24 protein-coding genes and 1 other RNA gene are annotated in these 25,187 nt (G+C 39.6%); 3 read left to right on the top strand and 22 right to left on the bottom strand.

Features of this window, described 5'->3' with window-relative positions:
• Positions 1–180: 180 nt before the first annotated feature.
• Genes NST76_RS07960 through NST76_RS07950 form a run of 3 tightly spaced genes read left to right on the top strand, consistent with a single transcriptional unit; the run spans position 181 to position 2,470 of the window.
• The gene (locus NST76_RS07960) at positions 181–306 is read left to right on the top strand and encodes a hypothetical protein (RefSeq protein WP_255358839.1); all 126 of its coding nucleotides are present in this window, start codon (positions 181–183) and stop codon (positions 304–306) included.
• A gap of 24 nt (positions 307–330) precedes the next feature.
• Positions 331–822 (top strand): cytochrome b5, encoded by a 492-nt coding sequence (locus tag NST76_RS07955; RefSeq protein WP_036118325.1) that lies wholly within the window; start codon positions 331–333, stop codon positions 820–822.
• A complete protein-coding gene (locus tag NST76_RS07950) occupies positions 809–2,470 on the top strand; it encodes a b(o/a)3-type cytochrome-c oxidase subunit 1 (RefSeq protein WP_058845107.1) in 1,662 nt (553 codons plus the stop codon). The genes NST76_RS07955 and NST76_RS07950 overlap by 14 nt, the downstream gene beginning before the upstream one ends.
• Positions 2,471–2,523: 53 nt before the next feature.
• Here NST76_RS07950 and NST76_RS07945 read toward each other — a convergent pair whose 3' ends face one another.
• The 22 genes from NST76_RS07945 to rnpB all read right to left on the bottom strand — a co-directional run bounded on the left by NST76_RS07945 (position 2,524) and on the right by rnpB (position 25,181).
• Positions 2,524–4,020 carry a carboxypeptidase M32 gene (locus NST76_RS07945; protein WP_342544929.1) on the bottom strand — a complete coding sequence of 499 codons (1,497 nt, stop codon included), beginning with the start codon at positions 4,018–4,020 and terminating at the stop codon, positions 2,524–2,526.
• Between the two features lie 75 nt (positions 4,021–4,095).
• Positions 4,096–5,190, bottom strand: coding sequence for an AraC family transcriptional regulator (locus tag NST76_RS07940; RefSeq protein WP_342544927.1), 1,095 nt, complete (start codon positions 5,188–5,190; stop codon positions 4,096–4,098).
• A 260-nt stretch (positions 5,191–5,450) separates the two neighbouring features.
• The gene (gene mdh / locus NST76_RS07935; RefSeq protein WP_058845099.1) at positions 5,451–6,398 is read right to left on the bottom strand and encodes a malate dehydrogenase; all 948 of its coding nucleotides are present in this window, start codon (positions 6,396–6,398) and stop codon (positions 5,451–5,453) included.
• Positions 6,398–6,766, bottom strand: a complete 369-nt coding sequence (locus tag NST76_RS07930; protein ID WP_036118362.1) for a BMC domain-containing protein — start codon at positions 6,764–6,766, stop codon at positions 6,398–6,400. The genes mdh and NST76_RS07930 overlap by 1 nt, the downstream gene beginning before the upstream one ends.
• Positions 6,759–7,043 carry a EutN/CcmL family microcompartment protein gene (locus tag NST76_RS07925; protein ID WP_036118365.1) on the bottom strand — a complete coding sequence of 95 codons (285 nt, stop codon included), beginning with the start codon at positions 7,041–7,043 and terminating at the stop codon, positions 6,759–6,761. The genes NST76_RS07930 and NST76_RS07925 overlap by 8 nt, the downstream gene beginning before the upstream one ends.
• A gap of 36 nt (positions 7,044–7,079) precedes the next feature.
• On the bottom strand, positions 7,080–7,949 hold the full coding sequence (locus NST76_RS07920; RefSeq protein ID WP_036118369.1) for a phosphate propanoyltransferase: 870 nt from the start codon (positions 7,947–7,949) through the stop codon (positions 7,080–7,082).
• A 12-nt stretch (positions 7,950–7,961) separates the two neighbouring features.
• Positions 7,962–8,552, bottom strand: a complete 591-nt coding sequence (locus tag NST76_RS07915; protein ID WP_342544925.1) for a phosphate propanoyltransferase — start codon at positions 8,550–8,552, stop codon at positions 7,962–7,964.
• Positions 8,553–8,754: 202 nt separating this feature from the next.
• Positions 8,755–9,033 (bottom strand): BMC domain-containing protein, encoded by a 279-nt coding sequence (locus tag NST76_RS07910; protein ID WP_004269321.1) that lies wholly within the window; start codon positions 9,031–9,033, stop codon positions 8,755–8,757.
• 16 nt (positions 9,034–9,049) lie between these two features.
• Positions 9,050–10,540 (bottom strand): aldehyde dehydrogenase family protein, encoded by a 1,491-nt coding sequence (locus tag NST76_RS07905; RefSeq protein ID WP_271912860.1) that lies wholly within the window; start codon positions 10,538–10,540, stop codon positions 9,050–9,052.
• A 15-nt stretch (positions 10,541–10,555) separates the two neighbouring features.
• On the bottom strand, positions 10,556–11,206 hold the full coding sequence (gene eutL, locus NST76_RS07900) for an ethanolamine utilization microcompartment protein EutL (protein WP_036118375.1): 651 nt from the start codon (positions 11,204–11,206) through the stop codon (positions 10,556–10,558).
• Positions 11,207–11,217: 11 nt separating this feature from the next.
• The gene (gene eutC / locus NST76_RS07895; protein WP_330493849.1) at positions 11,218–12,228 is read right to left on the bottom strand and encodes an ethanolamine ammonia-lyase subunit EutC; all 1,011 of its coding nucleotides are present in this window, start codon (positions 12,226–12,228) and stop codon (positions 11,218–11,220) included.
• Between the two features lie 9 nt (positions 12,229–12,237).
• Positions 12,238–13,608: an ethanolamine ammonia-lyase subunit EutB gene (locus tag NST76_RS07890; RefSeq protein ID WP_342544922.1), complete on the bottom strand. Its 1,371-nt coding sequence runs from the start codon at positions 13,606–13,608 to the stop codon at positions 12,238–12,240.
• A gap of 5 nt (positions 13,609–13,613) precedes the next feature.
• Positions 13,614–15,035 (bottom strand): ethanolamine ammonia-lyase reactivating factor EutA, encoded by a 1,422-nt coding sequence (locus NST76_RS07885; protein WP_036118394.1) that lies wholly within the window; start codon positions 15,033–15,035, stop codon positions 13,614–13,616.
• A 17-nt stretch (positions 15,036–15,052) separates the two neighbouring features.
• Complete coding sequence (locus NST76_RS07880) at positions 15,053–15,553, bottom strand: EutP/PduV family microcompartment system protein (protein WP_342544921.1); 501 nt, start codon at positions 15,551–15,553, stop codon at positions 15,053–15,055.
• 10 nt (positions 15,554–15,563) lie between these two features.
• A complete protein-coding gene (locus NST76_RS07875) occupies positions 15,564–15,905 on the bottom strand; it encodes a BMC domain-containing protein (RefSeq protein WP_036118401.1) in 342 nt (113 codons plus the stop codon).
• 26 nt (positions 15,906–15,931) lie between these two features.
• Positions 15,932–17,176 (bottom strand): ethanolamine utilization protein EutH, encoded by a 1,245-nt coding sequence (eutH, locus tag NST76_RS07870; protein ID WP_141904141.1) that lies wholly within the window; start codon positions 17,174–17,176, stop codon positions 15,932–15,934.
• Positions 17,177–17,259: 83 nt separating this feature from the next.
• Entirely contained in the window at positions 17,260–17,838 is a 579-nt protein-coding gene (locus NST76_RS07865) for a response regulator (RefSeq protein WP_036118407.1), read from the bottom strand.
• The gene (locus tag NST76_RS07860; RefSeq protein ID WP_051891581.1) at positions 17,831–19,291 is read right to left on the bottom strand and encodes a histidine kinase N-terminal domain-containing protein; all 1,461 of its coding nucleotides are present in this window, start codon (positions 19,289–19,291) and stop codon (positions 17,831–17,833) included. The genes NST76_RS07865 and NST76_RS07860 overlap by 8 nt, the downstream gene beginning before the upstream one ends.
• 227 nt (positions 19,292–19,518) lie before the next feature.
• Complete coding sequence (locus tag NST76_RS07855) at positions 19,519–21,426, bottom strand: ATP-dependent DNA helicase (protein ID WP_342544919.1); 1,908 nt, start codon at positions 21,424–21,426, stop codon at positions 19,519–19,521.
• A gap of 85 nt (positions 21,427–21,511) precedes the next feature.
• Positions 21,512–22,648, bottom strand: coding sequence for a class I SAM-dependent RNA methyltransferase (locus tag NST76_RS07850; protein ID WP_036118413.1), 1,137 nt, complete (start codon positions 22,646–22,648; stop codon positions 21,512–21,514).
• Between the two features lie 3 nt (positions 22,649–22,651).
• Positions 22,652–24,397: a GGDEF domain-containing phosphodiesterase gene (locus NST76_RS07845; protein ID WP_036118414.1), complete on the bottom strand. Its 1,746-nt coding sequence runs from the start codon at positions 24,395–24,397 to the stop codon at positions 22,652–22,654.
• A gap of 404 nt (positions 24,398–24,801) precedes the next feature.
• Positions 24,802–25,181, bottom strand: an RNA gene (gene rnpB, locus NST76_RS07840) — RNase P RNA component class B.
• Positions 25,182–25,187: the final 6 nt, after the last annotated feature.

Raw genomic sequence — 25,187 nt, 5'->3', positions numbered from 1 at the left:
AATAAGATAACAAGCTCTCTCAATGACTTTTGAGATGGCTTGTTTTTTTCTTTTTTTAATTCTTCACACTTTCTTCACATAATACGTGTAGAAGTGTGATTTTTTTCACATCAAAATGATATGGATTTTTATATGATGACAGTAAGAAACACAACAATAAAAAGCGTAGGAGGGGCAAAAATGGCAAACAACAAAAAGAAGTCAGATGAAAATTTAAAAGGTTCACTCTATGCAGTTTTTGGAGTTGGTATTATCATCATTTTACTTTGGGTGTACTGCTTCGATTTGTTCATTGGAAGATTTTAATATATAAAGAAGGGACAGAAACATATGCACATACATAAGTATGAGAAGTATTGGCTTGTGTTCGGAGTTGCTACTTTAGTTGCATTCCTGATCATTCTCGGTATCGGGGCATTTCATCAAGGCTCCCATCCGAACAATGGTAAAAAAACACTAGATTACGAGAAAGTGAAAGAGACAGCACCTTTTGATAATCCAGGAGTTCATAAGGTCGAGGGAAAAGATTGGGATTATGAAGTGGTAGTAGTAGCTTCTGCATTCAATTATAATCCTCCACAAATTGAGGTACCACTTGGTGCAAAGGTGAAATTCATCGCAACAAGCGAAGATGTTATGCACGGTTTTGAGGTGGCAGGTACGAATATCAACATGATGCTTGAGCCTGGTTATATTTCGGAATACGTAACAGAAGTTAACAAAGTAGGCGAGTTTTTAATCGTATGTAATGAGTATTGTGGTACAGGACATACGATGATGCACTCTATGCTAAAGGTGGTGGATTCAAATGAGTCACACTAATTCGATGACAAAAGTAGATCGTCGCGATGCAAAGCTAGCAATGGCACATATTTATGTGGCATTCATCTCATTGCTATTAGGTGGTCTTGCAGGTTTATTACAAGTATTTGTGCGTTCTGGTCAATTTACATTACCAGCAGGCATTGGCTATTATCAAGTTTTAACAGTACACGGTGTATTACTTGGTCTTATTTTAACTACATTCTTTATTTACGGCTTCCAAATTGCTAGTGTAAGTCGTACATCTGGTACATTCACTGCTAGTCAACGTAGACTTGGCTGGATCGGTTTTTGGTTAATGACAATTGGTACAGCTGCTTCAGCAACCATGGTTTTATTGAATAAAGCAACTGTACTTTATACATTCTATGCACCTCTAAAGGCACACTGGATTTTCTATTTAGGCCTTACATTAGTCGTGGTTGGTTCTTGGGTTGGCGGCGCAGGTCAAATTTTACGTTATGTACAGTGGCGCAAAGAAAATAAAGGTAGCGGACAACGCAGCCCATTATTATCGTTTATGGTAGTTGTCAATAATTTAATGTGGTTCGTGGCAACACTTGGTGTAGCAGCTTCTGTATTAATTCAACTGTTACCATGGTCATTAGGTTTAATTGAACGTGTCGATGTTGCATTATCCCGTACCCTCTTCTGGTATTTCGGGCATGCACTTGTATACTTCTGGCTATTACCTGCCTACATGGTTTGGTACGTGATTATTCCAAAAGTAATTGGCGGAAAAATTTTCTCCGATTCTTTAGCAAGACTTTCGTTCATGCTGTTCTTACTCTTCTCTATTCCTGTTGGGATTCACCATCAGTTAACAGAGCCTGGTATTGATGGTACATGGAAGTTCATTCAAGTTGTATTAACGTTCGCTGTAATTGTCCCATCTCTTATGACAGCCTTCTCGATGTTTGCCATGTTCGAGTTACGTGGTCGTGAATTAGGTGGTAAAGGGCTGTTCGGATGGTTTAAAAAATTACCATGGAAAGATGCTCGTTTCTTCGTTCCATTTATCGGTATGGTGGCATTTATTCCTGGTGGTGCAGGTGGTATTGTCAATGCCTCCTATCAAATGAACCAATTAATCCATAATACCATTTGGGTTACAGGGCATTTCCATTTAACAATTGCTACAGCTGTTGTTTTAACTTACTTCGGTGCGGCCTTCTGGTTAATTCCACATTTAACAGGTCGTACATTGACGAAATCATTAAATAATCTTAGTAATTTCGCTGGTATCTTATGGGCTACTGGTATGACGATTATGTCTTCTGCGATGCATATTGCTGGTCTTATCGGTGCACCTCGTCGCTCAGATTACTCAGAATATGGTGGTGCTTCACAGGCCTATGATTGGATTCCTTATCAAATCGCACAAGCTGTAGGCGGAACGATTCTCTTTATCGCGATTCTAGTCATTATGTATATCGTCGTGAAATTAGCTTGGTTTGCACCTAAAGGTGAAGAAGAATTCCCTATTGGTGATGTACATGAGCTTAGCGGCCCAACACCAGCTATTTTAGAAAACTTCAAAGTATGGCTTGTTATTTTAGTAGCGTTAATTTTATTCGCTTACACAGTGCCAATTATCGATATTATTTCGAACTCACCGGCTGGCTCCAAAGGCTATCAATTGTGGTAAGCATTTAGACATAAAAAGCGATTTCTCAGAAATGAGAAATCGCTTTTTTTATATTATAGTTGATAGAGCTTCCTATATTTATCTTGTAAATAGTCTGCTAAGTATTTAGCATTTAAGCCTTCTCCTGTCGCTTCTTTTAGTAATTCGAATGGCTTTTTCAATGCTCCATATTGATGAACTTTCTCAGTTAGCCACTCTCGAATTGGTAGTAGCTCTCCCTTTTCTAGTAGCGCATCAAAGTTTGGAATATCCTTATCCATCGCATGCTTCCACTGTGCTGCATAAACCATACCTAAAGCATAGGATGGGAAATAGCCAAACATGCCCCCTGACCAGTGCATATCTTGTAATACTCCCTGTGCATCTGTCTCAGGACGAATACCTAAATATTCCTCATATTTATCATTCCAAACTTGTGGTAGATCCTTCGCCTGTAAATCACCATTGAACAGATCACGTTCAATTTCATAGCGAATCATGATATGTAGTGGATACGTTAATTCGTCCGCTTCAATACGAATAAAAGATGGTTCGACCATATTGATGGCACGTAAAAAATCGCCTAATGCAACATCGCCAAATTGTGCTGGTGAGAAATGCTGAAGACGCTCGTAGTTATGCTCCCAGAACTTTTCATTTCTGCCGACAAAGTTTTCATAAAATAATGATTGAGATTCATGAATACCCATTGAAGTACCAGTAGCCAATGGCAGACCTGCAAGCTTTTCATCAATGTTTTGCTCATACATCGCATGACCACACTCATGAATTGTACCAAAAATGGCTGAACGGAAGTCATTTTCATCATATTTAGTGGTAATACGAGCATCTCCATAGTTTAAGCCAATCATGAATGGATGCACACTTTCATCCAAGCGCCCTGCATCAAAATCATAACCAAGCTGAGCAAGCAATTCTAACGATAATTCACGCTGTGCTTCACGTGGGAAATGCTTAAATAACATGCTTGTATCTGGTTTATTCGATGAATTGGCAATTTTTTGGACCAGTTCCACAATGGATGTGCGTAGGTCACCAAATACTTGATCTAAAACATCAGTCGTCATATCTGGTTCATATAAATCGAGTAATGTATTGTAAGGAGATCCATTTTTAATTCCCCAATAGTGAATGAATTTTTTCTGCCATTGAATGATTTCCTCTAAATATGGAAGGAATAATGCAAAATTATTACTTGCCTTCGCTTCTTCCCAAGCAGTTTCAGACTTCGATTGAAGAATGACGTATTTTTTATACTCGTCAGCTGGAATTTTTTTGTTTTGATCATAATTCTTTCTTACTTCTTCCACTAAACGCAATGTTACATAGTCAAGATTAGCTTTTTGTGACTCTAAAGCTACTAAAAGCTCCCCCAATTCTTCACTTGTTTGCATATCAAATAAAGAAGCAGATAATGTACCGATTACCTCTGAACGTTGTGCTAAACCTTTTTTCGGTGCACCCGTACGCATATCCCAATAAACGACATTGAGTGCTTCCTCATAATGCTGCATTTTCTTCACATAGTCTGTAAATTGTTGAACTGTCATGCATTCATCCTCCTTTTACATTATAAGTTTATCATATTTTCGAAAATTTTGTATATTGTGGACTTTTTAGTATTTTTATTCAGAATATTCGTCTTTTACTTTCTCTATTATTTTTAAATATTGACTATCTCCTAACCCATAGTGAGGGAAGAGAGAAAATAATTGCTTCATTAAATCCCCTAGCGGCTGCTCAAGATGCTTTTTTATATACGTCGTAATATCATTTTCTTCCTGTAAATAGTTAAAATATAATTGAATGCCCTGATACATGACGGGTAAAAGTGTAGCCTTCGGAAAACGATGGTGCATGAAAACTTCTTGATAGACCTCTAGATAGCCTCCTAACTCCAGCTCTGTTTCCTCCACATCATAGGTCGTTTCCTTGACCATATGGAAATAGACCTTGCCTTGATATCCTTGTTGTTCGAGAAAAGCAAGCATGGTCAATAAATTCATCTGACAAAACATATCATCCCCAAACCATAACACAATGCATTGATAGCCTTTTGTCCATAGAGGCTTCAAAGGATTCAATGTCATTTGCTCGTATGCCTGTAATGACACTTGATGCCCAGCCGCTCGGATTTGATTGAATTCCTCGCTGAAAATCGGGCTAGCAGTCGGATTCGTACACATGGCTTCATTGAAAGGTACATAATCACTATTTCCCATTAATTGATGTTTTGCAAATTCTTCATACATCATCTGACCATTTAATACATTCAAAGTCTCTTGATCAAATTGCTCAAAAATCTTTTCTTGTAATTCCTTAATTTTCAATTTTTGAGAAATGTCCATTATAAACCAGCCTCTTTCATCATTTAAATTTAACTTCACAAATGTTTGCATAGGCTGAGGAGACCTCCTATAATCATACGGGCTTATGCCAAAGACCCTTTTAAATGCTCTTGAAAAGGATTCCTGAGATGAAAAACCATAGCAGAAAGCAATATCAATAATTTTCTCCTCTGTCTCTTTTAATACCCAGGATGCAAGATAGATTTTTCGTAATGACATATATTTTTTAATCGTCATCCCCGTCATCTGATGAAATTTGAAAGAACAATAATAAGGAGAATAGCCCATCTCCTTCCCTAATTGCTCTAACGAAAACCCTTCTAAGAGATGACCTTCAATGCAATCAATCATCTCCTGTACGATGTTGTTCATCCACATCCCTCCTACTTTGATTATAGTAGAAGGCATCATTGTTTTTATGATATAAGTTGTGAATGTGCAATAAAAAAACTGTAGCAAACTTTTGAGCTTGCTACAGTTTATCCTCTTACAAATAAGAGCTTTATATATTATTAGGGGGATTTTAACTAGCTTTCAAGTCATGTTCGGTTTCCAATCAAACATTAATTAAGAGCAATAAGAAAGAAAGTTGGGGATACTTTCTTTCTATCAAAGAACAGAGTCTGTTTACCCTATTCAATGTTTTGGCAAATAGCAATCACTTGCTTCACAGCCTCAGCTGAATGCTGGAGAGCTGCTTGTTCTTCAGTTGTTAGGTGCAATTCAATCACAGATTCAATCCCATTGCCACCTAAAATAGTTGGTACACCTAAAAACAGATCGTTGTAGCCATACTCTCCTTCTAATAGGGCAATAGAGGGGATAATTTTCCGTTGATCTTTCATAATAATTTCTACCATTTGTGCACACGCTGCTGCTGGTGCATAGTAGGCACTACCATTGCCTAGCAATCCGACAATCTCACCGCCGCCCTTACGTGTACGTTCAACGATTTGTTGTAGTCGATCCTGGGGAATTAGCTTTTCTAATGGAATGCCTCCTGCATAGGAATAGCGAATTAATGGCACCATTTCATCACCATGTCCACCTAACACAAAGCCTGATACATCCTCTGGAGCAATTTGTAGCTCTTGTGCAACAAATGTATTGAAACGGGCTGTATCTAATACACCAGACTGACCGATAATCCGATTTTTGGCAAAGCCTGTTTCCTTATGACACACATAGGTCATGGCATCAACCGGATTACTTAACACAAGGACAATACTGTTGGGTGCATAGTGTTTAATCTGTCTTGACACTTGTTGAATGATTTTTGCATTTGTTGTGACTAAATCATCGCGGCTCATCCCTGGTTTACGAGGGATACCTGCTGTAATGACCACAATATCAGCACCAGCAATATCTTCGTAATGACTTGTCCCTTTAATCGACACATTGAATTTTTCGATAGGGCCTGTTTGTAGTAAATCCAATGCTTTCCCTTTTGTCGGGTTCTCCGCTTCTGGAATATCTACTAGCACCACATCGCCTAATTCTTTCTGTGCTAAAAATAAACTTAATGTAGCACCTGTATGACCTGCACCAATCACAGCAATTTTATTTTTACGAAATGCCATTATGCGTCACCTCTATTATCTGTCGGTGATGTTGTGTCTGCTGTTTTTTTAGCACGTGTTGATGCTGTTGTAGTGGCAGGCTTTTTCTTTGATGCCTCTGGTCCTTTAATCATTTGGAATACTTCTTCATCAGGTCTCGGAATGACGTGAGCACCTAATAATTCACCAACACGCATGGCAGCAGCCTTACCAGCTTCCACTGCTGCTTGTACAGAACCTACGTCGCCCTTTACGACTATCGTCACAATACCACCATCGACGAATTCTTGTTTAACGATTGTCACATCTGACGCTTTAATCATCGCATCAGCCGCTTCATATGAACCAACTAATCCTTTGGTCTCAATCATACCAATTGCACTACTCATTGTCCTCACCTCTCATCACTTCAGTAGAATCAATAATACCAATGACCACTGCATCGATTGGTAACGGATTTTCTTTCATAATATAGCGTGATGACCCACCGCTTGTAATGAGTACATCATCACCAATACCCGCACCAATACGATCAGCTGCCACCATTTCTGTGCGAATCGGCTGTTGATTGGAGTCAATTGGTTGAATGATGAGTAGCTTTAAACCATTCAGCCCTTCCTCCTTGCGTGTTGCCCATACACTGCCTATCACTCTTCCCATTTGCATGAACTTCACCCTCTTTATGCGACACAGATTTTCTTATTACTCCGAACGAATTGTTAATGTTTTATTTAACTCTCGTAATTTATCATAAGCCAGTGCTGTCACAATCGTTTTCTTTGGGACCACAATTTCTTGTGCATCGATATCTAGCACTTCTATTTGTGAAAGTAGCTTTTTGTCATAATGATAGACGGATGGTTGCGCTACTTTCTGTATAGCTGGAGACTGTTCTTTCTCAGGTATAGCTGGCTCGCTTACTTGATGATGGACCATTTCAGCAAACGTTCCTTGTTGAATGAACCCTGCATTTGCTTCATCTGTATCAATATGCATTTCTAATCGATAACGCTCTGATACGCGGACGATCACATTCGATAAAATAATGGGGCGAATACCCCCTACCTTGATTTGTACAGACTGTCCATCTACTACATTGAATCTCGCACTATCCGCAGGGGACATATGGATATGTGCCTGTGCTACAATGAGTCCTTCATTTAACACAACACTCCCCTTTGGACCAATCAATGTAACAGGGCTAGAGCCTTGAATATCACCCGAAACTCTTAACGGGGGCTTCAATCCTATTTTCATTGCATCTGTCCAGCTTACTTCCACTTGAGACAAGGAGCGAGCTGGGCCCAGAATACGAACTCGCTCAATCGATCCTTTGGGACCAGCGATGACAACGGTTTCCTCCGCAGCAAATTGTCCTGGCTGTGAAAGCTCAAACTTTGGTGTAAGCTCATAATTCTCACCAAAAAGTTGCTCCACCTCTGCTTGTGCAAGATGGACATGGCGAGCGGATACGCCAACGGGAATTTTACCGTCATGTGGAGAGGAAGATTGATTTTTTAAAACTTGTTGCAGAACTTCTTCCACAATTTTTTGCACTAAATTTTCTTGCATCTTGCCTCCTCCTTACGATGATACTTTTACTAATCTACCTTGTGCTTGTTGTTCGATAAAGCCTGCATTTGCTTCATCTGTATCAATGTGCATCTCTAAACTAAAGTCATTTGAAACACGTACAACGACACCACGGAAAGTGACAGGTCGATCACTGATGACTTCCACTGAAACCAATTCATTATTGTGTACTTCCAATTCTTTGGCATCTTTTTCTGTCATATGGATGTGTGCCTGTGCAATAATGACCCCCTGCTGTATCTCCAACACTTTGTCTTGATAAAGTATTTTAATGCCTGCCGAGTTTTCAATATTTCCTGATTGCCTTAAAGGAGGGGTAACCCCAAGCTTCATCGCATCTGTGCGGCTGACTTCCACTTGGGTTGCTGGTCTTACAGGTCCAAGGACACGGACATTATGAATAATGCCCTTTGGCCCTTCGATTGAGACACGCTCCTTGGCAGCAAATTGCCCTGGCTGTGATAAGTCAAAATCCTTTGTTAACGTTGCATTTGGACCAAAAAGTGCTTGTAAATCCGCTTCACTAAGATGGATATGACGAGCCGAAATGGCCACTGGAAATGTTTTTGTCGCTGTTATCACGTTAGCCACCTCTATATTTCATAAATTGTTTTGACTTGGACAAGATAAGAGCTTTCCTACGGTTAGGTCAGCTCTCATGCTGATCCATTACGTCTTGGCATAATGGCTTCTTATCCAGTACGTGTTTTGTAAATGGAAGCTATATTGGCATTTATCTCACACCATCTATAGCAATAAGCGTCTCCTACTGAAAGAAGATAAATTATGCTTCTGCTTTTGGTAAAATCATTTCTAATTCGTGGTGTGGACGTGGGATTACATGCACAGATAATAGTTCTCCTACACGTTGTGCTGCTGCTGCACCTGCATCTGTTGCTGCTTTCACCGCACCCACATCTCCGCGTACAAGAACTGTCACGATACCGCCACCAACATGTACTTTGCCTACTAAATTAACACTTGCTGCCTTTACCATTGCGTCCGCTGCTTCAATTGCTCCTACTAAACCTTTTGTTTCTACCATTCCTAATGCTGTACTCATTTGTCATTCCTCCAAATTATTTATTTTGTAATGTGATTTGTTTTAATACTTGATCGACAATTTGCTGAACCATTGTCGTATCTAAAGAAGGTTCTTGTGCTACAACCGACTCGACAACGGACAGTACTTCAAATTCTGGTTTTGGCACTTCAACATCTTTAATACCGTACGCCATACGTTTAATATTTAATAGATGTCTTGCTGTTATATTATCTGACGTAATATTGCCGCCAAATGTACCGCAGCCTAATGTAAAGGATGGGGCTAGCCCCGTTGTGCCACCTACTGCACCGATAGATGATAATGTATTGACCACAATGCGTGATACTGGTAATTCAACGGAGAATTGCTCTGCTAATGCTGCATTTTCTGTGTGAATAGAGCATGTGTGTCCGCGTCCACCAATATTTAACAGGTCAATCATGACTTGCTTTGCTTCTGTACTGTTTTCTACTACATAAAGGGCAAAGATTGGTGACAATTTTTCAAGAGCAAACGGAATATTTTTACCGATCATCGTTTCCAATCCAACGAGTACTTTTGTATCGTCTGGTACCGTAATGCCAACAGAATCTGCTAAGCAAGTAGCTGATTTGCCGACAATCTGTGGATTTACTTTTCCAGGAACAGGCGAAATCAATTTCTCCATCTTAGCCTTTTCTTCAGCATTTAATAAATAAGCACCATTTTTCTTTAATTCTGTCTGCACTTGCTCTGCAATCGCCTTATCCACAATAATGGCTTGCTCTGTTGCACAGATTGTGCCATTATCGAACGATTTGCTTTGCACTAATTGACGTACAGATTTTTGAAGATTAGCCGATTTTTCGATGTAAGCTGGTACATTCCCTGGCCCTACACCATAAGCAGGTTTGCCAGAGCTATACGCTGCCTTCACCAATGCACCGCCACCAGTCGCTAAAATTAAATGAATGTCAGGATGCTTCATTAGCTGCTGTGTTGCCTCCATAGAAGACATCGTTAAACATTGCAGTAAACCTTCTGGTGCACCTGCTTTTTCAGCAGCTACTCGACAAATATCTAAAGCCTCTTTCGTACATTTCACGGCATATGGATGTGGACTAAGTACTAAGCCATTTCTTGTTTTTAAAGAAATAAGTGTTTTAAAGATGGCTGTAGAGGTTGGATTCGTCGTTGGCACTATACCTGCGATGACGCCAAAAGGACTAGCGATTTCGGCTACTTTTTTCATGCGGTCATAGCCCACAATGCCAACCGTTTTTAAGTCTTTGATATCCTCATAGACATCTCTTGAAGCCACTTCATTTTTCATCTTTTTATGGTTGGGAATACCCATCCCTGTTTCTTGCACCGCCATTTTTGCTAAACGGTCTGCTTCCTTAAAGGCAGCATCCGCAACAGCCTTCACAATGTTGTCTACTTGTTGCTGTGAAAATTGCATGTAGGCAGCCTGTGCTGTATTAGCATGTTTTACAGCATCTCTCATTTCCTGAATCGCTAATAAGTCTTTGTCTAATGTGGCCATAAAGCCGCCTCCTTTCTAGATCACTGGATTTCTAGCTACATTTTCAATAGCTTCTCTGAAAGCATTCGCCGCAGCCTCACATGACGATTGACTACCACTTAATAAGCCGCCACCAAAATTGGTTTCAGACGGAGGACCAAAGAAAACCTTTAACTCCACATCTGCCGCTTTTAATGCTGCATCTAATCCAATCATTGCCTCTAATGGCGGTGCGATTAAATAAGCAAGTGGTGTGCCAACCTTTACATCTGCAAGCTCGGCAAGATACGTACCACAGCTTGCCACGGTATGGGCAAACAGGGCGTGATTGTCATTATGATTAATGGCTTCAAAGTACGTATCAAATTCAATTTTTTGTTGAATGGCATCAAGTCCACTACGAATTTCATCAGGTGAGCTTCCCGCAATGATGCCAATTACTTCACCTGACAATGGGCCAGATGCATGAGCCGCTCCCGCATAAAAACTTTTCGCATAGACAACATCGACATCTGCCTTTTTTGTTGCCTCGTCTAAGGCAACATAACCCACATCGTCGATTGTCAGTGTGACAAGTCCAATGCTGTGTTGATATGGCTTCAAATCTAACTGCTCTGCTAGTTCACTGTTCACTCTTGGAATGGTTTGCATCGCTAAAATTTGCGCCATAATTTTTTGAGGATTCATGGTTCAGCCCCCTAACCTTCTTTTGCGACAAGCTCTACACCACTTGCCTGATAATGCAAGATTTTTTCTACAATGGTTCCTAGATAAGCACCTGCTTCTAATGGTGGGATACCACCTTTATGGATATTTGATATCACCATACGCTCCGCTTCCACTGTACCGATTCTTGGCTTGTAGCATAGATACGCACTCATCGATTCAGCAGATACAAGCCCTGGACGTTCACCAATGAGATAAACAATCACTTCTGCCTGTAGCAGCTCACCAATTTCATCCATTAAAGCAACACGCCCTTTATCAATATAGAAAGTTGTGCCGATATCAATATTTAAATTGCTAAGACTTTGCTGAAGGGCTAAGTACACATCTTGCACATTTTCCTCAATCGCACTAGCACTTAAGCCATTCGAAATAATAATCTGTACTTTTGGTTGCGGCTTACATTTTTGCTGAATTAACGCTTTTGATTCGTCTGATAGACGACGACCTAAGTCAGGTCTTGTAATGTATTCCTCTTTATCCGTGACTTTCGTTGTGACCTGAAAGACATCAAGCTTTTGTAAAAGACCCTCGGACACTTCACCATACACGGCATCCACTGCAGCAGCATGATCGAGTCGGAATTTTAACCAAGTTTTTGTTTTTGGTCTTGTCCCCGCTCTTCCAACGCCAATTCGAGCAGGTGTATGTTTTTTAGCGGCTTGTACACTATCCGTTAACGTATCTGCCTCAAACTGAAAAGGCTTAATCGACACAGCTACATTGATGGGTTGTTCGAAAGTAGCAGTAGGAGCTACCGTCGCCTGCTGTGGAGCTCCATGCTGATACAGCTGAATTAATGGCTCCTGCGATGTTGCTCTTGATGTTGTTGTTTCTGTTGCCTGATGTGCTGCTGTATCATAAAACGTAATAAGAGGTTGTTCTGTTGGAGTAGCTACCGTTTCAGGCACTTGGCTCTCGGTGCTTTTCTCCATCTTTTCCATAACAAGCTGTGTAATCATAGAGACTAATTGATCATTCACTGGACTCACCTACCTTTCAAAAATGGATAAATCGCCAGCTCTTGCTGAAAGTCGACCATTTTCATAAATGCCCATTTTCTCTAACCATGCTAAATATTCTGGTGCTGGTTTTTTACCAAATGTTTGGAGTAATGTAGCCACATCATGGAAGCTCATTGATTGATAGTTGAGCATAACATCATCACCCATCGGCGCAGCAATAATAAAGTTAACGCCAGCTGCTGTTAGTAGCACACTTAAATCTTCAACATCATTTTGGTCCGCCTTAATATGGTTGGTATAACAAATATCTACACCCATTGGAATACCGTGCATTTTGCCCATGAAATGATCTTCTAGACCTGCTCGAATAACCTGTTTATTATTGTATAAATACTCTGGACCGATAAAGCCCACTACTGTGTTCACAATGTAAGGATTAAAATGTCTTGCAAATCCATAATTGCGAGATTCGAGTGTTACTTGGTCAATGTCCATATGAGCCTCTGCCGATAGCTCTGAGCCTTGGCCCGTTTCAAAGTAGAATAAATTTGGGCCAGTACCCGTTCCTTGCTTTTTAATGAGCTCCTCTGCTTCTCTTATTAAATCCGCAGAAATACCGAACGAACGGTTGGCAATTTCCGTCCCAGCAATACTTTGGAAAATCATATCTGCTGGTGCGCCTTGCTTAATTGCTTTCATCTGTGTTGTGATATGAGCTAGGACACAGTTTTGTGTAGGGATGGACCAGTCATTGATAAATTCTTTTGTAGCCGTAAGTACCTTTTTGACACTTTCAACTGAATCATCTACAGGATTAATACCGATAACAGCATCTCCAATACCATAAGACAGTCCTTCTTTTAGTGAGGCGATGATGCCATCAATATTGTCTGTTGGATGGTTTGGCTGTAGGCGAGAGGACAGTGTCCCTTTTTGCCCAATGGTAATATTACACGTTGACAGTATTTCTACTTTATTGGCTGCATGAACAAGATCTAGATTTGACATGAGCTTTGTGACAGCAGCAATAATTTCTGAATTCATCCCTTTGCTTAATCGCTTTAATTCACGATCCCCTGTGTCATTCGATAAAATATATTCACGCAGCTGCTCGATGCTCCAGTTTTTGATTTCTCCATAGATTTGCTCATTAATATCGCCCTCAATAATGCGTGAAACCTCATCATTTTCCTGCGGCACTAATGGATTTTCTCGGATATCTTTGACTAAAAGCCCACTTAATACAGCTTTAGCTGCGATTCGTTGTTGAACCGTCTCAGCTGCAATACCAGCTAGCCGATCGCCTGATTTTTCTTCATTGGCCTTAGCCATTACATCTTTTAATGATTTAAAATTATATTTTTCTCCACCAAATATCACCGATAGATTCACATTCATCCTCCTTACTTTGAGTGGAAGGCAAGGGTCTTCACCACAACAGGAACAACGCCAGATGGCAGAGCCTCTCCAATGTCGATATAATCGCCCGTCTCCACTTTAATTTGATCGATGCAAATAATTGGTACTGTCGCATGAATGGCTTGTATGGTCTGTCCAATAATCTTTGCGTAATCTGATTGAATGACTATGATAATTGGTATGTCCTTGGAACATCTTGTCGCCAAATGTTGCAAAATAGCCTGGCACAATGCATGTACATCCTGAAAGCTTAAATACGGCAATTCGCTAAAATAGAGTGCGAAAGGCGAACGATTATCCTGGATGGAAAATAAATCATCTGCTCGTTCTACGGCTGTCTTCACCGTAGTATTAAAATCTTTCGCTGACTCCATATGGCAGTTGAAAACAGGTACATTTTTTAGTGGTAACACCTCGGCATCTACCTGAATGGTTGCCCCGCTAATTTCAGTTGTTTGTGTACCTGCTCCAGTGACTGTTGCACGTGCTGTTTCTTCTGGTCGTAGCCATAAAAACGATTGTAGTTGCTCATGTTGTATAAGCATTTTCGCTAATTTTTCGCCTATATCATCATATTGGCGCTGAGTACATTCATTTTCATAAATACAGGAAGCTACACCACCAGAAAAGACGATGGCATCCACTGGTTTATGCCAGTTCGGTAAATGCCCTAGTAATAATGGATGCTCTCCATCGGTACACTGTCCACTAAGAATCATGGCAAGTGTTCCAACCATTTCGTCAATACATTGTGAAACACGAGCATCATCGGCCGCATCACCGACAGCTAACGGATTAGCCCATTGTTCCATTAGTCGCATGAGTGGCGGAGAAATTGATTGAACCCTCCCATCCTTAAATTCAATCAATCTACCACCAACATGTAAGGTACATGTACCAATAACTTCTCCAAACTGCATCACAGCAATATTGGCAGTTCCTCCGCCAATATCAATATTGGCAATCACCTTAGCTGAATTCTTTGATTGCTGTAGGGTACCAGCCCCTTTAGCAGCAATGATGGCCTCTAAATCAGGACCAGCGGTAGCAACTAAAAAATGACCTGCACCATCGGCAATGGTATGGACAACCTCGCTTGCATTTTCCTTCGTGGCCGATTCGCCTGTAATAATAATGGCACCTGTTGAAATGTCAGTTGGTGCGATTTGTGCTAATTGATATTGCTGAAAAATAAATTCTTCAATTTTTTTCATATCGATGATGTCTCGATTGATAAAAGGTGTTTTAATGATTGGACTTTGATGTAACACCGTTTTCTCAATAATTTCAATCCTTGGCACATGTGTCACACCAGCCACATTCTTTAACAGAAAACTACTGACCACCATTTTGGTAGTACTTGTCCCAATATCAATGCCTGCACTAAATATTTTTTCAGTTTTCACCCTATACCTCCCTCTCGCTACTGTGAGCAATACATGAGATACGGACTATCGCGATCCTTGACGAATTGACGAATTTCTTCCTGTGTCGTAAGTTGAATCAATGGTTCAATCAACTCGATGCCTAACTTTTGCCAGGAAGAGGTTTTCACGATGGGCCCATGTGTCATCACATTTTTTAATAAGGCTATAGCCCTTTCCATATTGGCATTAGGGGCATCTATCTTGGTAATAACACCAATCTGTATTTTAGGAATCCCTAAGCTAAATTGCGGAGGGAACACACTTCTTGCAGAGGTGGCATCCTGCAAGTAAATGACATGGGTTACTTCCAATGATGTTGCCATAATATTCCTGTAATACATTGGATTTTCAACATATTCACCTGGTGTATCAACAATCCAGTCATCATAAACGAGTGCTTGTGTTTTATTGGCACTGCTTTCTTTACCCAACAACATATTCATCAATGTTGACTTTCCTGCCTGCACACCGCCTATTATCATTACTCGATTTTTCATATGACACATCCTATGATTTTGTTATTTTTGATGGTGTATAACCTAATACCTCAGATAAAAAACGATTAATTTCTAACATCGCCATTTCCACCTCTGATACACTACCAACAATAACGAGACTACCTGTAAAACGATCTAAAAATCCTAGTCTGACATTGGCAGCCTTTGTCGCTAAATCTCCTGCGATAATCACCGTTTCACTTGGGGTACACGTCATAATGCCCAGTGCGCCCGATTCTTGGATACCCAGCTTTTGAAACATATCGGGATCAGGATTGGCTATAAGGTGACTCAATGTTAGCTGTTTACCCGGCACAAACTCCTGAATAAATCTTTTTTTCTCTTCACTCACACGTCATCACCTCACTTTTTAATCAATTAAGATTTTTGATCTGTTAAATATTCGCCTTCTTTAATAATGCCTGCCTTGCGATCCTCAATTTCCAGCCTTAATGCAGTTGGTACAGAAAGCTTATAAGCTAAAATAATCGCAATAACACCAGCTAAAAACTTCCCAGCGATTACAGGTAAAATAATGGTTGGCTGGAAGTTAGCTGTGAATGATAAGTGATCGCCTAATAAAAAGGCTGAACATACACCAAACGCGATGTTAATTACTTTATCCTTCGGTGGCATATGGCGAATCAGTGTAAACATCGCCAAAATATTAGCAATTGTTGCTAAAATCCCCGCACTTCCTACAGATGATAAACCTAATTTTTTACCAGCCGCTTCAAGTGGTTTGGAAGCATATTTTCGAATTAAATACACCATTGGGAACGCACCCGCTAGCATAATTCCAATATAACCAGCTGTTTCTAATGCACGGAATTGGTCGATTTCATCAGCCATGATTGGATCGAAGCCCCACGCACCAAATATCTTTGTAAAAATACCTGTAAAAATCTCTACAATCGAGAACACTAACACTAATTTAATCCCCGCATCCATCACGCGTCCGAATATCATGAAGCCTGCAATCATACCGTTCGGAATAAGCTTTAAGCCTAGTGCGATTAAAATAACGAAAATGAATAACGGTAGTAAATTAATTAATATTTGTAAAACAGAAATGGCAAACACATATGTAGGTGCCTCTGTTGTACTAATAACTTCACGTACTTCTGTGTTAAATAGCACGATCATGATCGAAGAAATAAATGCACCAATCGGAATTGTTAATACGCCAGCCATAATACCTAGCGCCATATATTTATGATCACGCTTATCTAACATCGCAAGACCCATTGGAATTGAGAATACAATGGTAGCACCTGACATAAAGCCAACAACAAGAGCCATTACCCATCCCTCATAAGACTCCTTTAACGCATTGGCTAATTGGTAACCACCCATGTCCGAGGCTAAAATCGTCGTCGCTGCAATCGCAGGATCTGCACCAATTAACTCAAAAATCGGACTAATAAAATGACTAATAAACCATGTTAAGTAAGGTATAGCTGCCATGATCCCTGCTGCTGGGACAAAAATATGCCCAACGGTATGAATCCCATTCATAAATTCTTTCCCAATCCCATACTCAGCATCTCGGATAGCCCCGATTGCCCCTAAAACAGCACAAATCATAATAATATAAACGATAATCGTTCCTATCATTGCCATCTTACTCATCACCCCTTTTTCATTATTAAATTTATATAAAAAAAGGCACTTTAAAGAAGAAATCTCTTTAAAGCGCCTTTGCTTCAACTATTGACTTGTAAGGTGTTTATAATTTGCTGTGCAATGTGTACCATTTCCTGTTGTGTTTGCATGCTTTCATTGCGAATCTTACGGTAAGCCTCGTCCTCACTAATGTTTTCAGCCTGCATGAGCAAACCCTTTGCTCGTTCAATGATTTTTCGTTTTTCCAATTGTGTTTGCTTATGTAAGATCTCGCCATTGAGTCGGTTAAATTTATCAATTTGATGAAAAGCAACCTCTAACACAGGCAACACATTTTTCTCAGAAAACGGTTTCATGACATAGCCTAATATATTGTCTTGCTTCATGTATAGCAACAATTCTTTTTCACTGTATGCCGAGATGAAAAGAACGGGTATACCAAGCTGTTGTTCAATAATTTTACTTGCCTTCAACCCATCAAGTTTAGGCATTTTAATGTCCATTAAGATTAATTGCGGTTTATGTAAAAAGGCTAATTCAATGGCTGTTTCCCCATTACTCGCCTGTGCTACTACTTCGTAGCCATTGTCTTCTAACATAAACTTCAAATCAATCGCAATCAGTGATTCATCTTCGACAATCATAACTTTCCTAGTCATTTACGATAAATACCTCCTCACTTACAGGAAACTGAATTTGAGTATGTGTACCTTCTTCACTAGGGATAATTGAAAATGAGCCAGCTAAATCATACTCTACAAGCCTTGTGATAATCTCCATCCCAAAAGATGCCTTCACCTCTTGCATTCCAACGCCGTTGTCAGAAATATGGAGTGAAATAGTAGACTCTTCCTGAATGAATTGAATATCAATGGTTCCTTCATCACGACCGATAAAAGCATACTTTAATGCATTTTGCAGGAGCTCGCAAATAATGAGTGCGAGAGATACCGCTTTTTTTGAATGACAGAATAGCTGCAAATTATCATGTTGAAAGGCTAGTTGAATAGTTGCTGTATTGGACGTATCAATCATTTTATGACCAATTTTTTTAGCTAACGCGATAACATCTACTTTTTCTTCAGCGTTATCTTCATTTTCTAAAATAAGCTCATAAACAGATGAAATACTATATATTCGATTTAATGCCTCCTGAAAAGCACTTGCATTCGCAGCAGACCGATCATTGCGCATTTGCAGGCGTAATAAGCTTGTCACTGTCTGAAGATTATTTTTCACGCGGTGGTGAATTTCTCGTATCGCAAAGGTTTTCATCATTAACTCATTTTCTTTCAGCTTAAGCTCTGTTAGATCATGAATAATGAGTAGAGTGACCTTCTCGTTTTGACTGCGAATCGGAATTTTCTTTACAATAAAGGATTTACGATCAATTGTAATTTCTAAGAAAAAGACATCATCGCCTTTATCATAGACTTCTTGTAAAAAAGGTAAAATTTTATCCAATGCAACATTGTCAAAGTTCTCTAATCCCGATAGCTCAGAAATAAAATGATAGCCAGCAGGATTGCTATAAATCACTTTATTTTCATGATTGGTGAGAATTATGGACTCTACAAGTAAATCAGAAACTACGGGTATCGGTTGCGGATTCGGTTCTACAATATGCTCAATTAAAGCAAAAGGCATATTTTGAAAATCATCTTTCGGTGTCGTTTGCATCTTCACCATTTTTTCCTGAATCAACACAGCAATCACTTGCTGTTGCTCATTAAAAATAGGCATCACATTTTGCTCTACCGTAATCCCTTCCTGCGTAATCGCTCTGGAAATAGAAGATTTTTCTTGATGTTTGAATGCAGCAAATACAGCTGGTTCAAAACTTTCAAATACGAATTTTCCGATAACTGATTTTTCATATAAACCAATTTCCTTTTTCGGGAATGCCTCTGCCACAACAATTGCATGCGGTAAATTTTCCAGCAGGCAATCTATGAACATATAACAATCAGTCAACTCAGCATAATATGTTAGCGTAGCTTCAATTTCTATTAACTTGTCAATATCCGTTGCCGATAGATTTGTATATTTTCTACACAATGATTGAATGTTCGACAGGTTTAAGCCCCCTATCAAGGAATAGTCAGCAAGCAATTTGACTATTCTTAAAAATTCTTGTCATTATTATAAACCTTTTGTGAAATTATTTTCAATACAAAAAATATTTTCTTTCACCAAATTTCGTTGCATTACAAAGAACTATATAGCTTAAAAGAGAAATATTCAACAGTTTTTTAAACCACCACATTATATCCATACCCATAATGTTATTTTAATATATTAAAAAAGCGAGCTTACCTTTATGGCAAACTCGCTTCTTTCTATTTTATTTCTGGTACAACCGCTACTATATTTTCAAAGGCTGCACGTTGTTTTTGTTCTTCTTCATTTAATAAAATATGAATATCTCCATGGTCATTAGATGTACGGATTAAGCGACCCATCCCTTGCTGCAAGCGTAGTTGCATGAAAGGTAGTTCCACTTCTTCAAATGGATTTTCAGCAAACGTACGTTTCGCATCAAATAATGGATCCTGTGGAGGAAATGGTAAATCATAAATAATCACACATGTTAAGGCTTCCTCAGGTAAATCTAAGCCTTCCCATAAATGATAGGAGCATAATGTTTTAATAGTCCCCTGCTGGAAATCTCGAACAATGGCCGATAGCTCTCGATCTCCTTCAAATGCTACATACATACGCTCCATAATCGGCAATTCTGCCTTAAAGTTTAGCATGGCTTGCTTTGATTTAAATAAAATCAATGTTTGCTCGCCATCACGCAGCAATTGCTGAACACGCGCTGTTTTGTCACGTTGCGTAAGCTCATGTAAATAAATTTTCATCACTTCTTCATAGTCGAATGGAGAAGGCACAGAAAATGATTGGTAATCGCGAATACCTAAACTGTAGGCAATGTAAGAAAAGTCCTTATTGACCGATAATGTGGCAGAAGAAAAGACGATTGGAAGCTTTTTAGAGAATAATTTTTCTGCTAAAACTTCTGTGATTAAACGAGGCATAATGACAAGCGTTTCCTCGCCATCTGTTTCCTCTAACCAATCCACCGCATCTCCCTGTGCTATGAAAATACGTAAGGAAGCCTCATATTGTTCTAAGTATTCTTCCGCCATATTTAACTCATATTCAGGAATCATATACATTTCTGATTCAAAGACGAATTCTTCCATCAAAACTTCAACATCATTTATTAGCTGCTTCCCATAAGCAAGCAATGCTTTCGATTTGTTTATACGTTTACGATCCTCATTTGAAGCAACGATATCATCACGAAGCTGATCAAAAAATAGCTCATGATCATCCTGTAATTTTTCCATCGCATACAGTGTACGCTCGCGTACCCCATCTACCATCAATCGCTCTAATAATTGTACGATGGTAGTTGCCTGAACTTTATATGTCATTGCCTTTTGCGCAGCATATTCCAATAAATGCCCTTCATCTAACACAATCATCGATACCTCTGGCAGTAAAGCAAGCTGACCTTCACGCTCACGAGATTCCTTTGTAGCCAAATGCTCCATTAAAAAATCCTGAGAACAAATGACAAGATCTGTTGATTTACGATAATGGGAGCGATGCAACGTTTGCCCACAGCGATTACGCAGCTCACAAACAGAACATTGCATAATGGCATTGTAATTCACTTTTTGCCAATCCTCATCACTAACCGTTGGATAGTCACTACGTTCTCCATATGGCTGTAAAGCAATCATAGAGCCTTGTGCATAGACACCATCAGGGATGGAAAAGGCAATATCATCAATCCATTCATCAGTCTCCACTTTTTCTGCTTCCTCAAAGCGTTTTAAGCATAAATATTGGTCTCTCGATTTTGCAAGACGAACATCTATATCGAGCCCTAACGTTTTTTGGAGTTTATAAATATCGCCCCCCTCTTTCACGAGTTGGTCGATTAATGTTTCATCTGCACAAGCAATTAGCGCAGGCTTCCCTGTGTAGCGTGCATAAGAGATGGCTGGTAATAAATAAGCGATTGTTTTCCCAGTTCCTACGCCTGCCTCTGCAAAGAGGATATTTTTTTCTTTCAGTGCTTGCTCTATTTGATAAGCCATAAAAATTTGCTCATCACGGCATTCAAAGCCTTTTTCAGGTAATTCATCATAAAGGACATCGCCCATCCAATCACCTAATGATTCAAAAAATGAACGGTCCTTTGATAATGCAAATGGTAAAGATTTACGCAATTGATGTTCCCCCTCTAACTATCTGGTGCTATTATACGCGACGAAACGGAAGATAAGAAAAGATCTTATCTTCCGTTACTATTCGTTAATCTCTTTTAGACTTTTGACCCCAGAACTGATAATAATTTGTTTCAATAAAACCATTAAATAATTTTCGTTTCTTCGTCGCTTGGCGTCCATATAATTCTTCAAAATTTTTCATGGAGGATAGCATATACACAGACCAAGATGGATAGTTTTTCATGACTTTCCCGACATCACGGATTACCTGCTCCACGACTTCTACATCACCAATACGTTCTCCATATGGTGGGTTCCCAATCATGACACCATCCGTTAACTGTGTTGTAAAATCGCGTGCTTGCATTTGCTTAAACGTGATTAACTCACCAAAGCCCGCTTCTATTGCGTTTTCTTGTGCAATGCTGACCATACGATGGTCAATATCAGAACCAATAATTTCTAATGGCTGATCATAATTGGCTAAACTTTCCGCTTCATCACGGACTTGATCCCAGATGGCCGCTTTCATCCAAGGCCAATCCTCAGAAATAAATTCACGGTTATACCCTGGTGCAATATTTTGTCCAAACATTGCCGCTTCAAGTGTAATAGTACCAGAGCCACAGAATGGGTCAACGAACGGACGATTTGGATTCCACTTCGAAATTTGCACAAGTGCCGCCGCTAACGTTTCCTTTAACGGTGCCTCCCCTTGTGCCTGACGATAGCCACGCTTATGTAAGCCTGCGCCAGATGTATCAATAGTCAGTGTCGCCACATCTTTTAAAATCGAAACCTCAATTTTGTAAGTCGCACCCGATTCATCTAAAAAGCCAAGTCGTTTATAATGCTGTTTCATTCGTTCAACGATTGCTTTTTTGGTAATTGCTTGGCAATCTGGTACACTAAATAATTTCGATTTTACAGATTTCCCTGAAACCGGAAAAGCCGCATCCACAGGTAAATATTTTTCCCATGGTAATGCTTTGACACTTTCGAATAATTGCTCAAAAGATTTTGCTGGGAATTGTCCAACGACTATCTTGACACGATCCGCTACACGCAACCATAAATTGGTGCGTGCGATAGCCGTTTCATCGCCCTCAAAATATACTTTGCCATTTTCAACAGTTGTTTCATAGCCAAGAGCTTTTACTTCTTGGGCCACAATAGACTCTAAGCCCATTGCTGACGTAGCTACTAATTGATAGTTTGCCATAACTTATTTCCTTCCTTGATGCTCAATTTCCCAAAACTCCATAAACTCAATGAGATCGTTTAATGGTAATGGTTTGCTGTAATAATAGCCCTGGATAATATCACAGTTCATTTTACGTAGTATATCCACTTGTTGTGCCTGTTCTACACCCTCAGCAACAACTTTCATTTTTAGGCGATGGGACATTTGAATAATCGCATCTACAACTGCCTGTTTTTCATCGAGTGAGCCAATATGCTGAATAAAGCTTCGATCAATTTTTAAACAATCTAATGGAAAGCGAACTAAATAGCTTAGGGATGAATAGCCTGTCCCAAAATCGTCGATTGAGATTTTAAAGCCTAATTGTTTCAAACGAACCAATTTACTAACCGTCTCGTTCGCACTGTTCATCACCGTTCGCTCCGTCACTTCTATTTCAAAATTATTAGCTGGCATATTATAGCGCTCTAATATGGCTTGTATCGATTCTAAAAAATTCTGCTGTTTAAAGTGTATACTCGATATATTAATGGCAACAGGTATTTTCCAACCCTGTTGCTGCATTTGAATAACTGCCTCACATGCTTTTTCAATAATAAGCTCACTTAACGGAATGATTAAACCCGTATCCTCCGCATAGGAAATAAACTCCGCAGGTGACACAAAGCCTAACCTCTCGCTATTCCAGCGAGCCAGTGCCTCTAAGCCTTGAATTTGCTCATCTTCCATCGAAATCTTCGGCTGAAAATGCAGCTCAAATTCACGGTTTTCTATAGCCTTTCTTAGCTCTGAATCTAGCAATAAAACGCGCTGTGCGTCTGTTTGTAGTTCATCAAAATAAAAGGAATAGCCGTTTAATTCATTCTTTTTGGAATAGGTCATTGCTCGATCTGCACAATTGATGAGTTGTTCTGTATTTTTACCATCTACTGGATAAACACTAATACCCACACTTGTCGACATAAAAACTTCCTGACCGTTAATCATCATCGGTTGTTCAATACAACTAATAATTTGATCAGCAAATTTTGCAGCCTCTTTCACATTTTTCACATTGGTTAAAGTAATGACGAATTCATCGCCACCATATCTAGCAATAATGTCTTTGTTTTTTAGTAGCTGTTTTAGACGATTTGCTACTTCTTTCAAAATTAAATCTCCAACAGCATGGCCTAATGTATCATTAATTTGCTTAAATCGATCCAAATCTAAGAAATAGATCGCATGCTGCACTGAATGAGAAATAGCAGAAGTCGATTCTAAGAGATTATCCATTCTTTCAATATAGGCAAAACGATTGGATACATCTGTTAATGAATCCGTAAGCAAACGCTTTTCTAATTCGTTTTCTACTATTTTTCTTTCAGACAAATCTGTGAAAATACCACAGTAATTTGTAACCTCACCCTCATCGTTGGTTACACAAACAATTGTTAACCATTCAGGATATACGTCTCCAGTTTTACGACGATTCCATATCTCACCTTGCCAAATGCCTTCTTGTCGTATCTGTTCCCACATCTCTAAATAGAATGGCAACTCATGTACACCTGATTGTAATACGGCTGGCGTTTTTCCAACCACCTCATCACGTGTATAGCCTGTAACAAATTCAAAGGCAGGATTGACCATTACTATCTTTTTGAATTCATCTGTAATCATGATACCTTCAGATACATTTTCGAAGATTTTAAGTATTAAGGTAGTCGGATATTTAGAAATTAGCTTTAGTTTATCCATACTTTCCCAATTGTTTACTCCGTTCATGTTTCCGCTCCATCCTATCTCTCTATACTCCCCCTCAAAGGGCATTTATGTCAGGTTAACCGGTATGTAATCCATTCCGCCTCAGCTAATTGTGTCCAGATATTTTCGAACTTACATGTTCTGCAAATTACTAAAATCTGCGCCATTCGCCAGAGGCTTTATCTTGATCAACGGGTGTTTAGACACCCGATAAAATATGCCATCAAGAGCAATACATCACGTGGATGCGATAGCCGTTTTCAGATGTTATGACTTAGAAGCGGTAGCGATATATTCGCCATTTTCAAACGTATCGCGCATACCAAGACTTGATTAACAAGGTTACTTTTTCCTCATGAACTCAAAATAAAAGCTCTCCACCGAATTGGAGAGCGTTTGATATTTCGTAGATAAGCATCAAAAAATTCCATAAGCCATGTTTTGTTCCTGAGTACTCAAACAGCTTGCGCCTCGTACGATCAGGTGGTAACCATCTATCTACAGAGCATACTCTGTCCCTCTATCCGTTCAATTCCTTCAAGAGAGTGCCCCTACCATAATTTGGGTTTCTCACTCGTGGGGTTTACCTCGTTCCACCTTGCATGTTTCCAAGCAAGCTTCGTCACTGTGGCACTTTCAGGAAGTGTCAACCATATCCTAGGACTTAGGTTTTCCTTCCGCCGTCAGCTTGAACAGCTGCCTTACCTTATTTTTTCAGTAAGCACGAACACTACGGACATCTCAGAACCGTGTGAGCATGGACTTTCCTCTACGACGTCTAGCGCCGCAGCGATTACCAGAATTTCATGAT

The organism is Lysinibacillus sp. FSL W7-1291, from assembly GCF_038593415.1.
Classification (GTDB): Bacteria; Bacillota; Bacilli; order Bacillales_A; family Planococcaceae; genus Lysinibacillus; species Lysinibacillus fusiformis_D.
This window is presented reverse-complemented; position numbering and strand designations above follow the sequence as displayed.

What these genes read in the sequence shown, in the direction of transcription:
- NST76_RS07960 (WP_255358839.1), top strand. Translation starts at nt 181, where the DNA reads ATGGCAAACAACAAAAAGAAGTCAGATGAAAATTTAAAAGGTTCACTC.
- NST76_RS07955 (WP_036118325.1), top strand. Translation starts at nt 331, where the DNA reads ATGCACATACATAAGTATGAGAAGTATTGGCTTGTGTTCGGAGTTGCT.
- NST76_RS07950 (WP_058845107.1), top strand. Translation starts at nt 809, where the DNA reads ATGAGTCACACTAATTCGATGACAAAAGTAGATCGTCGCGATGCAAAG.
- NST76_RS07945 (WP_342544929.1), bottom strand. Translation starts at nt 4,020, where the DNA reads ATGACAGTTCAACAATTTACAGACTATGTGAAGAAAATGCAGCATTAT.
- NST76_RS07940 (WP_342544927.1), bottom strand. Translation starts at nt 5,190, where the DNA reads ATGAACAACATCGTACAGGAGATGATTGATTGCATTGAAGGTCATCTC.
- mdh (WP_058845099.1), bottom strand. Translation starts at nt 6,398, where the DNA reads ATGGCATTTCGTAAAAATAAAATTGCTGTGATTGGTGCAGGTCATACA.
- NST76_RS07930 (WP_036118362.1), bottom strand. Translation starts at nt 6,766, where the DNA reads ATGAGTAGTGCAATTGGTATGATTGAGACCAAAGGATTAGTTGGTTCA.
- NST76_RS07925 (WP_036118365.1), bottom strand. Translation starts at nt 7,043, where the DNA reads ATGCAAATGGGAAGAGTGATAGGCAGTGTATGGGCAACACGCAAGGAG.
- NST76_RS07920 (WP_036118369.1), bottom strand. Translation starts at nt 7,949, where the DNA reads ATGCAAGAAAATTTAGTGCAAAAAATTGTGGAAGAAGTTCTGCAACAA.
- NST76_RS07910 (WP_004269321.1), bottom strand. Translation starts at nt 9,033, where the DNA reads ATGAGTACAGCATTAGGAATGGTAGAAACAAAAGGTTTAGTAGGAGCA.
- NST76_RS07905 (WP_271912860.1), bottom strand. Translation starts at nt 10,540, where the DNA reads ATGGCCACATTAGACAAAGACTTATTAGCGATTCAGGAAATGAGAGAT.
- eutL (WP_036118375.1), bottom strand. Translation starts at nt 11,206, where the DNA reads ATGAATCCTCAAAAAATTATGGCGCAAATTTTAGCGATGCAAACCATT.
- NST76_RS07890 (WP_342544922.1), bottom strand. Translation starts at nt 13,608, where the DNA reads ATGAATGTGAATCTATCGGTGATATTTGGTGGAGAAAAATATAATTTT.
- NST76_RS07880 (WP_342544921.1), bottom strand. Translation starts at nt 15,553, where the DNA reads ATGAAAAATCGAGTAATGATAATAGGCGGTGTGCAGGCAGGAAAGTCA.
- eutH (WP_141904141.1), bottom strand. Translation starts at nt 17,176, where the DNA reads ATGGCAATGATAGGAACGATTATCGTTTATATTATTATGATTTGTGCT.
- NST76_RS07865 (WP_036118407.1), bottom strand. Translation starts at nt 17,838, where the DNA reads ATGACTAGGAAAGTTATGATTGTCGAAGATGAATCACTGATTGCGATT.
- NST76_RS07850 (WP_036118413.1), bottom strand. Translation starts at nt 22,648, where the DNA reads ATGGCAAACTATCAATTAGTAGCTACGTCAGCAATGGGCTTAGAGTCT.
- NST76_RS07845 (WP_036118414.1), bottom strand. Translation starts at nt 24,397, where the DNA reads ATGAACGGAGTAAACAATTGGGAAAGTATGGATAAACTAAAGCTAATT.